This is a genomic window from Streptomyces sp. NPDC007907, assembly GCF_042959365.1.
Lineage (GTDB): Bacteria > Actinomycetota > Actinomycetes > Streptomycetales > Streptomycetaceae > Streptomyces > Streptomyces indiaensis.
This window is the reverse complement of sequence record NZ_JBIBKR010000004.1, coordinates 831,071-843,716: the sequence shown is the minus strand read 5'-3', so window position 1 is coordinate 843,716 and position 12,646 is coordinate 831,071. Positions and strand designations below refer to the sequence as shown.

At 72.7% G+C, this 12,646-nt stretch carries 12 protein-coding genes; 7 read left to right on the top strand and 5 right to left on the bottom strand.

Annotated features, from left to right (window positions below; genetic code table 11):
* Window positions 1–24 precede the first annotated feature (24 nt).
* Window positions 25–882 (bottom strand): MaoC/PaaZ C-terminal domain-containing protein, encoded by an 858-nt coding sequence (locus tag ACFZDI_RS20120; RefSeq protein ID WP_391252122.1) that lies wholly within the window; start codon window positions 880–882, stop codon window positions 25–27.
* Between the two features lie 228 nt (window positions 883–1,110).
* Window positions 1,111–2,565 (bottom strand): DHA2 family efflux MFS transporter permease subunit, encoded by a 1,455-nt coding sequence (locus tag ACFZDI_RS20115; protein ID WP_391252121.1) that lies wholly within the window; start codon window positions 2,563–2,565, stop codon window positions 1,111–1,113.
* 227 nt (window positions 2,566–2,792) lie between these two features.
* On the opposite strand from ACFZDI_RS20115, the gene ACFZDI_RS20110 reads away from it, so the two are divergent.
* From ACFZDI_RS20110 to ACFZDI_RS20080, 7 genes are all read left to right on the top strand, one after another.
* Window positions 2,793–4,532: an MFS transporter gene (locus ACFZDI_RS20110; RefSeq protein WP_391252119.1), complete on the top strand. Its 1,740-nt coding sequence runs from the start codon at window positions 2,793–2,795 to the stop codon at window positions 4,530–4,532.
* A gap of 102 nt (window positions 4,533–4,634) precedes the next feature.
* Entirely contained in the window at window positions 4,635–5,285 is a 651-nt protein-coding gene (locus ACFZDI_RS20105) for a class I SAM-dependent methyltransferase (RefSeq protein ID WP_391252117.1), read from the top strand.
* 160 nt (window positions 5,286–5,445) lie between these two features.
* On the top strand, window positions 5,446–5,733 hold the full coding sequence (locus tag ACFZDI_RS20100) for a hypothetical protein (protein ID WP_234848006.1): 288 nt from the start codon (window positions 5,446–5,448) through the stop codon (window positions 5,731–5,733).
* A 62-nt stretch (window positions 5,734–5,795) separates the two neighbouring features.
* The gene (locus ACFZDI_RS20095; protein ID WP_391252114.1) at window positions 5,796–6,749 is read left to right on the top strand and encodes an N-acetylmuramoyl-L-alanine amidase; all 954 of its coding nucleotides are present in this window, start codon (window positions 5,796–5,798) and stop codon (window positions 6,747–6,749) included.
* A gap of 158 nt (window positions 6,750–6,907) precedes the next feature.
* Complete coding sequence (locus ACFZDI_RS20090) at window positions 6,908–7,732, top strand: hypothetical protein (protein WP_391252113.1); 825 nt, start codon at window positions 6,908–6,910, stop codon at window positions 7,730–7,732.
* 96 nt (window positions 7,733–7,828) lie between these two features.
* The gene (locus ACFZDI_RS20085; protein WP_361119134.1) at window positions 7,829–8,839 is read left to right on the top strand and encodes an LLM class F420-dependent oxidoreductase; all 1,011 of its coding nucleotides are present in this window, start codon (window positions 7,829–7,831) and stop codon (window positions 8,837–8,839) included.
* Between the two features lie 46 nt (window positions 8,840–8,885).
* Window positions 8,886–9,179, top strand: coding sequence for a hypothetical protein (locus tag ACFZDI_RS20080; RefSeq protein WP_031131495.1), 294 nt, complete (start codon window positions 8,886–8,888; stop codon window positions 9,177–9,179).
* 95 nt (window positions 9,180–9,274) lie between these two features.
* On the opposite strand, the gene ACFZDI_RS20075 is transcribed toward ACFZDI_RS20080, so the two are convergent.
* The 3 genes from ACFZDI_RS20075 to ACFZDI_RS20065 are packed head-to-tail and all read right to left on the bottom strand — an operon-like array spanning window position 9,275 to window position 12,590.
* A complete protein-coding gene (locus tag ACFZDI_RS20075; protein ID WP_391252110.1) occupies window positions 9,275–10,345 on the bottom strand; it encodes a prenyltransferase in 1,071 nt (356 codons plus the stop codon).
* A complete protein-coding gene (locus ACFZDI_RS20070) occupies window positions 10,342–11,091 on the bottom strand; it encodes a class I SAM-dependent methyltransferase (protein WP_234848011.1) in 750 nt (249 codons plus the stop codon). Before ACFZDI_RS20070 ends, ACFZDI_RS20075 begins: the two co-directional genes overlap by 4 nt.
* Complete coding sequence (locus tag ACFZDI_RS20065; protein WP_391252108.1) at window positions 11,085–12,590, bottom strand: glycosyltransferase; 1,506 nt, start codon at window positions 12,588–12,590, stop codon at window positions 11,085–11,087. The genes ACFZDI_RS20070 and ACFZDI_RS20065 overlap by 7 nt, the downstream gene beginning before the upstream one ends.
* Window positions 12,591–12,646 lie beyond the last annotated feature (56 nt).

Sequence of the window (12,646 nt, the reverse complement as noted above, 5' to 3'; positions counted from 1 at the left end):
GCTCCCCTCGTACGGCGTGCTGGGTCAGGTGTGTTCGACGACGGTGTCGGCGAGGACGGGCGCGTCCTCACGCTCGACGGCGCTGACGGCGACCCGGGTGGACCCGGGGGTGTGCCACATGCGGATCCGCAGGGTCTCGCCCGGGTACACGACCCCGGCGAACCGGGTGGCGTAGGACCGTACCCGGGTCACGTCCCCGCCGAGCAGGGTGTCGACGACCGCCTTGAGCGTGATGCCGTAGGTGCACAGGCCGTGCAGGATGGGCCGCTCGAACCCGGCTACCTTGGCGAACTCCGGGTCGGCGTGCAGCGGGTTCCAGTCGCCGGAGAGGCGGTAGAGCAGGGCCTGGTCCTCGCGGACCGGCCGTTCGGTGGTCCGGTCGGGTGCGCCGGTGGGGGGTTCGAGGCGGGCCGAGGGGCCGCGGTCGCCGCCCCAGCCGCCTTCCCCGCGGATGAAGATCTGGGCGTCGTTGGTCCACAACGGGCCCTCGGTGTCGGCGACTTCGGTGCGCAGCACCAGGACGGCCGCGCTGCCCTTGTCGTACACCGCGGCGATCCTGTTGGTCGCGGTGGCGGTGCCCGCGGCCGGCAGGGGCCGGTGCAGGACGAGACTCTGGCCGCCGTGCAGGACGCGGGCCAGGTCGACCTCGATGCCGGGCATGGACAGCCCGCTGGTCACGCCGGGCTTCCCGCCGCCCGCGACGGTGGCGAAGCTCGGCAGGACGTGCAGCCGGGCCTCCAGGGTGTAGCGCAGTTCGTCGGGGTCGGTGGCGGGACGGCCCGCGCCGATGCCCAGGTGGTAGAGCTGCACGTCCTTGTGGTCCCAGGAGATCTCGCCGGTCCGGGGCGGGGCGGCGAGCGCCTTGGCTGCGTCGATGGGCATGGGGCTCCTGATCGCCGGAGGAAGGACCTCGGTACGGCCGTCCGCACCGTCGGCCGCACCGAGGCCGTCTGGGAGCGGACCGGTACACGAACTGAAACGCGTTCCAGTCCTGCGCCCTCTGTATAGCCGAGGCCCCGGCAGTTGTGAAGACGGCTGACGCCGTGTCAGATCAGCCGTTCCGGTTCAGGGCCGAGTGGCGGGCGGCAGGCCGGCTGTGACCTCCGCGCCTCAGGGCACTTGGGCCGCCCGCCGTGGCAGCCACACCCACATCAGTGCGGCCCCGGCCGTCAGGACCGCCGCGCCCACGCGGAACGCGAGGGCGTAGCCCGCTGTCAGGGACTCGGGGGTCGTGCTGCCCGCCGACTCGGCTGCCGCCAGGGTGGACAGGATCGCCAGGCCCAGGGAACCGCCCATCGTGCGGGACGTGTTGACGAGGCCGGAGACCAGGCCCGCCTCCTCGGGGGCGGCGCCGGACGTGGCCAGGGAGGCGAGAGGGGTCGCCGCCAGGCCCGCGCCGAGCATCATGAGGACCCCGGGGACGAGGATCGCCGTGGTGTAGGAGCCGTCGGCGGTCATCGTGGACTGCCAGGCGAAACCGGCCACGGCGACCAGGGTGCCCAGCACGGCGACGTTGCGCGGGCCGACCGGCCGCATCAGGCGGGGTGCGAGCTTGGAGCCGAGGATGACGGCGAGGGAGCTCGGGACCAGGGCGAGACCGGCCTCGACCGGGGTGTAGCCGAGGACGTTCTGTGCGTAGAGAGTCATGAAGAACCACATGCAGAACATCGCCGACCCGCACAGGAACATCGAGACGTTCGCCGAGGACACCGAGCGCACGCGCAGGAGGCCGAGCGGCATCAGCGGGCTCGCCGTGCGGGCCTCGACCGCCAGGAACGCCCCGAGCAGGACGAGACCGGCGAGCAGCGGCAGCAGGGTGGCCGGTGCCGTCCAGCCCGCCGCCTCCGTCTGGGAGATGCCGTAGGCCAGCATGCCGAGACCGGCCGTGACGAGCAGCGCGCCGGGCAGGTCGAGGCGGCGGCCGTCCCCGGCCCGGCCCTCCGTGAGGAACCAGGCGGCGGCGCACAGCACCACGGCCCCGACGGGCACGTTGATCAGCAGCACCCAGCGCCAGGACAGCGTCTCCACCAGGAGCCCGCCGACCAGACCGCCCGCCGCGCCGCCGCCGGCCCCGACCGCCGTCCAGGTCCCTATCGCCCGCGCCCGCGCGGCACCCTCCGGCACCGACGCCGTGAGGATCGTCAGCGTCGAGGGCGCGAGCACCGCCGCGCCGAGACCCTGCACGGCCCGCGCCACCAGCAGCTGCCAGTCGTCCTGCGCCAGTCCGCCCGCGGCGGAGGCCAGGGTGAACAGGCCGAGCCCGACGAGGAACATCCGCTTGCGGCCGTAGAGGTCCCCGGCGCGTCCGCCGAGCAGCATGAATCCGGCGAAGGCGATGGCGTAGGCGTTCACCACCCACTGCAGGCCCTGCTCGCCGAGTCCCAGTCCGGTCCGCATCGACGGCAGTGCCACGTTGACGACGGACACGTCCAGGACGACGAGGAACTGCCCGGCGCAGGTGAGCGCCACCACGAGCCACATCGGCGGCGCCCCGCGTGCCCGCAGGCGGGAGCGTTGGGACGGACGGGCGGTGGCGGTGTCCGCGGATTCGAGCATGGGTGTCATGCTCTCAACCGCGTTGCGCCCCTTGCATCGGGATTTCGCCGGGCCCGGTTATCGGTCCGGAGACCTAGGCCTGGGAGAAAATCCCCACGAACCATCCCAAAACCTCCCGCCGAGACCAAGGGAAGGTCAAGTTTTCATTAGGGTGCCGAAGCAACGGAATAGTTGCCTGGACATACGAGGTTCAGATCCCACGTACCCGACGCTCCCCGGCCTGGAGGCCCTCCTCGATGACGCAGACGACGACAGACCGCCCGGCCGGCAGAGCGAGTGGTGCCGTGGTCCCGGTGCTCGCCTTCGCGGGCATCGTTGTCGCGGTGATGCAGACCCTGCTCGTGCCGGTGATCAAGGATCTGCCGCAGCTGCTGGACACCGCCCCCAGCAACGCCACGTGGGTCCTCACCTCGACTCTCCTCTCGGGCGCGGTGGCCACCCCGATCATGGGCCGCCTGGGCGACCTCTACGGCAAGCGCCGCATGCTGATCCTGAGCCTGGCCGTGATGGTCGTCGGCGCCCTGGTCAGCGCGCTCACCAGTGATCTGCTGCTGATGATCGCCGGCCGGACGCTCCAGGGCTTCGCGATGGGCGCGATCCCGCTCGGCATCGGCCTGATGCGCGACATGCTGCCCCGCGAGAAGCTCGGCTCGGCGATGGCCCTGATGAGCTCCTCCATAGGCGTCGGCGGCGGTCTCGCCCTGCCCGCCGCCGCCCTGGTCGCCCAGCACAGCGACTGGCACACCCTCTACTACGGCGCCGCCGGCCTCGGCCTGCTCGCCATCGCCCTCACCCTCCTCGTCGTGCCGGAGTCCCCGATGCGCGCCGAGGGCACCTTCGACCTGCCGGGCGCGGTCGGCCTGTCCGCCGGGCTCGTGCTGTTCCTGCTGCCGATCACCAAGGGCAGCGACTGGGGCTGGGCCTCCGGCACCACACTCGGCCTGTTCGCCGCCTCGGCGGTCGTGCTCGTGCTGTGGGGCGTGATGGAGCTGCGCGTGAAGGCCCCGCTGGTGGACCTGCGCACCACGGCCCGCCCGGCCGTGCTCTTCACCAACCTCGCCTCGATCATGGTCGGCGTCTCCTTCTACGTCGTCTCCCTGGTCCTGCCGCAGCTGCTCCAGCTGCCGACGTCCACCGGCTACGGCCTCGGCCAGTCGATGGTCGTCGCCGGCCTGCTCGTCGCCCCGCTCGGCCTGACGATGATGTTCACGGCGCCCGTCTACGCCCGGCTGTCCGCGAAGTACGGGCCCAAGGTCACTCTGATCATCGGCCTGCTGATCATCGCGATCGGCTACGGCGCCGGACTCGGCCTGATGAGCGCCGCCTGGCAGAGCCTGGTCATCTCGGTCCTGCTGGGCGCGGGCATCGGCCTGGCCTACTCCTCGCTGCCCGCGCTGATCGTGGGCGCGGTCCCGGCGTCGGAAACGGGTGCGGCGAACGGCCTCAACACCCTGATGCGCTCCATCGGCACCTCGGTGTCGAGCGCCGTGATCGGCATGGTGCTGGCGAACACCGCGAACAGCGTCGGCGGGGTCGAGATCCCGACCATGCACGGCTTCCGGCTCTCCTTCCTGATCGCGACGGGCGCGGTGGCCGTGGGGCTGATCCTGGCGCTGTTCCTGCCGGGCCGGCGTCCGTCCGGCAAGCCGCAGCTGCGGGCCAGCAGCGAGGAGGACGCGGCGCTGGAGCGTGCCGAGCAGGTGCTGCGCGGCTTCCGCGGCCGGGTGCTGGGCGCCGACGGCTCCCCGGTCGCCCGGGCCAAGGTCACGCTGATCGACCGCCGGGGCCGCCGGGCCGGGGCGACGCTCTCCGCCGAGGACGGCAGCTACGCGCTCGCCGTCCCCGACCGGGGCTCCTATGTCGTGGCCGCCCGGGCCACGGGGCACGGCCCGCTCGCCTCCTCCGCGACCCACGCGGGCGACGAGCGCCCGGTCGACCTGGACCTGTCGCTGCCCGGCGGGACGGTTCCCGCCTGACCTGCCCCCCCGTTTCCTTACTCACCGGTACCCCCTGTCGTCCCCGCGGCAGGGGGTACGGCACGATGGCGCCCTGACCGTCGTACGACCGAGAGGAACCCCATGCCCGCGGCGCCGAAGCCCGAGATCCTGGCCGCGTTCGAGGCCGCGAAGGGATTCATGCCCACCGGTGAGGGCCTGGCGCTGTACGCGGCGGCCGTGGAGGCCGGGCGGCTCGGACTGCCGCTGCTGGAGGTCGGCACGTACTGCGGCCGCTCGACGATCCTGCTCGCCGACGCCGCCCGCGAGGCCGGGGTCAGCGCGCTCACCGTGGACCACCATCGGGGCAGCGAGGAGCAGCAGCCGGGCTGGGACTACCACGACCCGGAGACGGTCGACCCCGAGATCGGCCTGATGGACACGCTGCCCACGTTCCGCCGCACGCTGCACCGGGCGGGCCTGGAGGAGCACGTGGTGGCGCTGGTCGGCCGGTCCCCGCAGATCGCCGCGTTCTGGCGGACGCCGCTGGGGTTCGTCTTCATCGACGGCGGTCACACCGACGAGCACGCCACGGCCGACTACGAGGGCTGGGCGCCGCACGTCGCCGAGGGCGGGCTGCTGCTCATCCACGACGTCTTCCCCGAGCCGGAGGACGAGTTCACCGGCCAGGCCCCGTACCGCGTCTACCTCCGGGCCCTCGCCTCCGGCGCGTTCACGGAGGTCTCGGCGACGGACTCGCTGCGGGTCCTGCGCCGCACCGGCCCAGGCATCTGACGCACCGGCCCTCCCTCCCGGCGGTCCCGCGCCGCACGGGCCCGGGTGTCCGACGGAACGGCTGGGCGGGTGAACTGCGCCCCGTCCACCCCCGCCCGGTCGGCCCACGGGCGGCGTGGCGCGTCGGCGCCCGGCCGCCGCTGCCCAAGGATCCGGGCGCGTGGCACACACCTTCGAAGAGCTCGTGGAGAAGCAGCGCGCGGCGGACGAGGCGTACGCCCGCGTGCGTCATCTGCAGGAGGCCTACGGGCCGCCCACCCAGACCAAGTGGAGCGACCAGCAGACCAGCACCTGGGAGACGGCCTGGCGGGCCTGGCGCGATCTCGCCCGGGACGTCCAGGCGGCGGTGACCGGGTACGCGAAGCAGGAGGGCACCCCGCGCCAGGAGGTGGAGGCGCGGGTGAAGGAGGCGGTACGGCACGGGGACGACGGCGGGAACGGGGCGTAGCCGTCCCCCGTCGGGACGTCGCCGGCCCGCCGCCCCCACCGACGGCCGCTAGGGTGGCAGGCGTGTCGTACGCAGGCCCGGACTTCGAACCTCCCCAGAACCGCCGCCCCCGCCGCGGCCCCCTGACCGTCGCGCTCGCAGCGCTGGTGCCGGGGGCGCTGCTCGGCTGGCTGGTGTACGAAACGGTCGGCGGCTCGGGAGACGAGGGGGGTTCGGGGCGGGCGACCGTACGGTCCTCCTCGCCCGCCGCGTCGAACGCGCCCTCCGACGACGCCAAGGAGCCGAGCGCCTCTCCGGAGCCGACACCCACCGCCACGCCCTCGGCCTCCGCGCCCGCCGCCTCCGGCCCGCTCAAGGGCAAGGTCGTCGTCATCGACCCGGGGCACAACGCGGGCAACTTCCGGCACGCCTCCGAGATCAACCGCAAGGTGGACATCGGGACGAACGCGAAGGAGTGCGACACCACCGGCACGTCCACCAACGACGGTTACACCGAGGCGAAGTTCACGCTGGACGTCGCGCACCGGATGCGCACACTCCTTCAGGAGCAGGGCGCCACGGTGAAGCTGACACAGGACGGCGACCGGCCGTTCGGCCCGTGCGTGGACGAGCGGGCCCGGATCGGCAACCAGGCGAAGGCCGATGCCGTTGTCTCGATCCACGCGGACGGCTCGGGCGCCGGCAACCGCGGCTTCCATGTGATCCTTCCCGGCGCGGTGCACGCGGGCGCCGCGGACACCCGGCCGATCGTCGGCCCCTCCCGCGATCTCGGCGAGCGCCTCGCGGGCCGCTTCGTCGCGGTCACCGGCAGCGCGCCGTCCAACTACATCGGCGACGGCGGTCTCGTCACGCGGAAGGACCTGGGCGGTCTCAATCTGTCAACGGTTCCCAAGGTGTTCATCGAGTGCGGCAACATGCGCGATAGCAAGGACGCGGCGTTGCTCACCAGCGGCGCGTGGCGACAGAAGGCGGCGCAAGGGATCTCCGAGGGAATCGTGAGTTTTCTGCGCGGGTAGTCCCGGACCGGCAGATCCCGGCGGACACCCTGACCGGGCGGACGATAGGGTCCTCCTTACGATGAGGGGCCACCCCCGCGCTTCACACCGAGTCCGGACGGCGGCATGGTGACAGCGACGCCTCTACCGACGATGAGACGACCTACGAAGGACCTGAAGTGAATATCCGCTCCCTCACTCGGGGCGACGGCGTGGTGATCGGAGCAGCGGTATTGCTGTTGATCGCGTCGTTCCTCGACCTCTACTCGTTCGACAATGTCCCCGACAGCGTCGACCTCCCCATGCTGTGGGGCAGCGGCCCGGTCGTGTTCAGCGTCGTGCTGGCCGGGATCATCGGCGCCGCACTCGTCGTCGTCGGCCGGGGCCTGCCGCAGGCCCCGAAGATCGCGGGGCTGGAACTCGTCCCGTTCGGCGTCGCCTTCACGGTGTTCGCCGCCTGGAGCGCGCTCGGCAACATCGTCGACGTGCCCGGTGGATTCGACAACATCGGTGAGAACGGCAGCTCGGGCGCTCCGAGCCCGGGCATCGGCATCATCCTCGCCCTCATCGCCACGCTGCTGATGGCCGCCGCCGCCATCGCCACCCCCCTCGTCCCCGCTCTCAAGGGCGCCCTGCTCCCGGCGCCCCGTCCGGCCGCCCCGCAGCCCTACGGCGCCCAGCCCCCCGGTGGTTACGGCTACCCGGGCGCGCAGCAGCCCGGTGGGTACGGCCAGCCGCAGCCGGGGCAGCCGTACGGCGGTCAGCCGCAGCCGCAGCAGGCGCAGGCTCCGCAGCCGCCGGCCGGGGACTTCTCCCCGTTCTGGTTCGCGGTGCCGGTGCCGCGGCCGCTGTTCGCGGAGGACGGCTCGCCCACGCCGATCGCCGAACTCGCCCCGGGTACCTGGTACCTGGCGGTCGAGCAGCGCGGAGCGGCCCTGGTCGCGCAGACGCAGGACGGCCGTCGCGGTGTCCTCCAGGACACGTCGGGCATCCAGCGCGGCTGAGCCCCACGGTCACACACGGCCCCTCGCCCTTCCGGGCGGGGGGCCGTTGCCGTACAGTCGGCGTCCCGTCAACTGACACGCCGTCAGGAGTCAGGTATGCGGCTCGGTCTCGCGCTCGGCTACTGGGGCCGCGGCCCCTCCCCCGACCATGTGCGCCTCGCGCAGGAGGCCGAGCGGCTCGGCTACGACTCGGTCTGGACGGCGGAGTCCTGGGGCTCGGACGCGTTCACCCCGCTCACCTGGATCGCGGCGCACACCTCCCGCATCCGGCTGGGCACGGCGGTCGCGCAGATGGCGGCCCGCTCCCCGGTCACGACCGCGATGCACGCCCTCACCCTGGACCACCTCTCCGGCGGCCGCGTGCTGCTGGGCCTCGGCCTGTCCGGTCCGCAGGTCGTCGAGGGCTGGTACGGCCGCCCGTTCCCCGCCTCGCCGCTGACGGCCACCCGCGAGTACGTCGACGTCCTGCGGCAGGTGCTGCGCCGCGAGGCCCCCGTCGAACTGGCCGGCCGCTTCCACGCCCACCCCTACCGGGGGCCGGACGCCACGGGCCTCGGCAAACCCCTCAAGCCGATCACTCACCCGCTGCGCCCGGATGTGCCGGTCCTGCTGGGCGCGGAGGGCCCGAAGAACGTCGCCCAGACGACCCGGATCGCCGACGGCTGGCTGCCGCTGTACTGGGCGCCGACCCGGCCCGAGGTCTACGGCCCGGCCCTGGCGGAGCTGCCCGAGGGGTTCATGGTGGCGCCGATGGCACAGGTCCGGGTCTGCGACGACGTCGCCGAGGGCCTGCTGCCCGTCAAGGCGATGCTCGGCTTCTACATCGGCGGCATGGGCCACGCGGCCCGCAACTTCCACGCCGACCTGATGGCGCGCATGGGTTACGAGGCCGAGGCCCGCCACATCCAGGAGCTGTTCCTGTCCGGCCGCCGGGAGGAGGCCGTCCTGGCGGTCCCCGACGCCTTCGCCGACGAGATCTCCCTGGTCGGTCCGCGCGAACGGATCGCCGAGCGGCTGGAGTCGTGGCGCAAGGGCCCGGTGACGGACCTCCTCGCCCTCAGCCCCGACCCGCACACGCTGCGGGTCCTCGCCGAGTTGAACTCCTGAGCGATTCCCCGGGTTTCATCCAGAGTTCAAGGGCAATCCGGAGACTATGTCCCCTCGATATCGCAACGGTGCGAATCAAGCCGGCACGATCGTCGCGGTCGTGGCCGACATCATGGCCCTCATCCTGGGTCTCTGGATCCTGATGTACCTGCTGGACGCCAACCCGGGCAATTCGTTCGTCCAGTTCATCCACGACGCGGCCCGCTGGCTCGCCGGCTGGTCGCACGACCTGTTCACGTTCGACGAGGCATGGGCCCGAGTGGTCTGCGGCTACGGCCTGGCAGCGGTGGTCTACCTGTTCATCGGCCACGCGATCGCCAACCGGGTACACCGGCACTGAGATCGCCTCAAGGGGCTCGCCCTTCAGGGGCGCGGGGAACTGCGCGACAAGCCACGCCCAACCCGCGCCCGCGCACCAGGCGAGCCCCCGAGCTCCTAGGCGCAGCAGTCCGACTCGAGCCCGAAAGGCAACTCTGCCCCGCCGAACACCTGGCACGTCGCCTCGTGCCCGCCCAACGCGGCCACGGCCAGCAACAACGACCCGGCCGTCCACGTCGTCAACTCCCGAGGCCAGATCGCCTGGTCGTCGAAGACGTACCCGGTCCAGTACAGCCCGCTCTCCGGATCCCGCAGATGCCGGATCGACTGCAGGATCTCCAGTGCCCGGTCGGATTCGCCCATCGCCCACAACGCGAGCGCGAGTTCGGCGGACTCACCTCCCGTCACCCACGGGTTGGGCACCACGCACCGCACGCCCAGCCCCGGGACGACGAACCGGTCCCAGCCCTCCTCGATCCGGGCCTTGGCCTCTGCGCCGGTCAGCGCGCCGCCCAGCACCGGGTAGTACCAGTCCATCGAGTACCGGTTCTTGTCGAGGAACCGCTCGGGGTGCAGGCGAATGGCGTGCCGCAGCGCGCCCGCCGCCAACTCCCAGCCCGGTTGGGCCTCTTCCCGCTGCTCGGCGATAGCCAGCGCACAGCGCAGCGCGTGGTGGATGGAGGAGCTGCCCGTCAGCAGGGCGTCCGTCGTGTGCGTGCCGTCGTCGTCGCGCCGCCAGCCGATCTGCCCGCCGGGCTGCTGCAACTGAAGCACGAACTCCACCGCCGCGTACACCGCCGGCCACATCCGGTCCAGGAACGCCTCGTCGCCGGTGGAGAGGTAGTGGTGCCAGACGCCGACGGCTATGTAGGCGACGAAGTTGGTCTCCCGGCCGCGGTCGGTGACGGCGTCGAACTCGCCGTCGGTGTAGGCGGCGTACCAGGAACCGTCCTCGTTCTGGTGCCGGGCCAGCCACAGGTAGGCCCGCTCGGCGGCCTCGTGCTCGCCGGCCGTGTCGAGGGCCATGGCCGCCTCGACGTGGTCCCAGGGGTCGAGGTGGTGACCCCGGAACCACGGGATCGCCCCGTCCTCGCGCTGCACGGCGAGGATGCCGGCGACGGTGGCGGCGGCCTGACCGGCGGTGAGGACCCCGGGCAGGACCAGGTGTTCCGTCCGGGGAGTGGTCACGTGGCGTCCGCCCCGTTGTCGGCCAGGCGCGGCAGGTGCGGCTTGGTCGCGTACGCCACGAAGCTCTTGCCGATCAGCGGGTTCAGCGCCTGCTCGGCGACCCGGGTGGCCAGCGGCTTCTTCATGATGTCCCAGACGAGCAGCTTGTGGTACGCCCGCACCGGCAGCGCCTTGTCGTTGTCGACGCCGAACGCGCACTTGAGCCACCAGTAGGGCGAGTGCAGGGCGTGGGCGTGGTGGGTGCCGTAGGGCTTCAGGCCGGCCTCGCGGATCTTCTGCAGCAGTTCGTCCGCCTTGTAGATGCGGATGTGGCCGCCCTCGACCTCGTGGTAGGCGTCGGACAGGCTCCAGCAGACCTTTTCTGGGCCGTAGCGCGGGACGGTGACGGCGATGCGGCCGCCGGGCTTGAGGACGCGCACCATCTCCGCGAGGACGCCCTTGTCGTCCGGGATGTGCTCCATGACCTCGGAGATGATCACGACGTCGAAGGACTCGTCGGGGAAGGGCAACGCGAGGGCGTCGCCCTCCATGGCCGTGGCGGTGGCGCCCTCGGGGGCCTCGCCGGCCTCCTTCATCGCCGCGAACCACTTCGCGACCTCGCGGATCTCCTCGGCGTTCTGGTCCAGCGCCACGACCTGCGCGCCGCGCCGGTAACACTCGAACGCGTGCCGCCCGGCACCGCAGCCGAGGTCCAGGACCCGGTCCCCCGGGGCGAGCGGGAACCGGGAGAAGTCGACGGTCAGCACGTGGCCCTGCTTTCGGAGTTGGCGCCTTCTACATCTGTGGGAACGGCGGGCACGGTGCCCGCCGGGGTCACGGCCCCGGCAGCGGACGCGGCCGCGGACCCGGCCTCCGTGCCGGAAGCCGGACCGGCCGCGGGACCGGCACCCGGCACCCCGGCCGGCCGGGTCGCCGTGGCGGCCGGGGAACGGCCGGTGCCGCCCTCGGAGCGGGCGATCGCCTCGCGGTAGCGGGCCACCGTCCCTTCCGCGGCCCTGGCCCAGGTGAAGTGCCGCAGCACCCGTTCCCGCCCGGCCGCGCCGAGGCGGGCGCGCAGGTCCGGGTCGGACAGCAGCCGGCCCAGCCCCGCGGCCAGGGCCCCGGAGTCCCCCGGCGGCACCGCCAGGCACGTCTCGCCGTCCCGCCCGGCGACCTCGGGGATCGCGCCCCCGGTCGTGGCGAGCAGCGGTGTCCCGGTCGCCATGGCCTCCGCGGCCGGCAGCGAGAAACCCTCGTAGAGCGACGGCACGCACGCGACCTGCGCCGAGCGCACGAGGTCGACGAGCTCCGCGTCGGTGATGCCCTTGACGAACTCCACGGCGCCTTCGAGGCCGTAGCGCTCCATCGCCTGGGCGACCGGCCCCTCGGTGGGCCGCTTGCCGACGACGACGAGGTGCGCGGCGGGCTGCTCGGTGCGTACCTTGGCGAGCGCCTCGACGAGGTGCACCAGGCCCTTCAGCGGCACGTCCGCGCTGGACGTCGTCACGATCCGGCCCGGCACGACGGGCACGGAGGGGTCCGGCGAGAACAGGTCGGTGTCGGCGCCGATGTGGACCACGTGGATGCGGTCCTGCCGGACCCCGAGGTGGTCGATGATCTCCTGCTGCGAGGTGCCGGACACGGTGAGCACGGAGGGCAGTCGGCGCGCGACGCGCTTCTGCATGCGCGTGAAGGCGTACCAGCGCCGCACCGAGTAACGCCGCCGCCGGCCGTCCGCCGCGTCCAGCTCCAGCTGCCGGTCGACGGTGATGGGGTGGTGGATGGTCGTCACCAGGGGCGCGCCGACATCGCCCAGCAGGCCGTAGCCGAGGGTCTGGTTGTCGTGCACGACGTCGAACGCGCCGCGCCGGGCCCGCAGGTGGCGGCGGGCGCGCAGGGAGAACGTCAGCGGTTCCGGGAAGCCGCCGGTCCACATCGTCGCCACTTCCAGCGCGTCGATCCAGTCGCGGTACTCGCCGCGCCCCGGCGTGCGGAAGGGATCCGGCTGGCGGTACAGGTCGAGGCTGGGCAGCTCGGTGAGGCTCAGTCCGTCGTGGCCCTCGTCGAGGACGGGGTAGGGCTGGGCTCCGATGACCTCGACCCGGTGGCCCAGGCGGGCCAGTTCACGCGAGAGGTGCCGGACGTAGACTCCCTGTCCGCCGCAGAACGGGTTCCCTTTATAGGTGAGGAGCGCGATGCGGAGCGGTCGCGAGCCGTCGGCGGCGGGGGCCTGAGGAGCCCCGGCCTCCCTGGCCTCTGCGGTCACCCTGGGCCCCCTTCTCCCTGCACTGTCCCGCGAGATTACGCCGGGACGCTAATCTA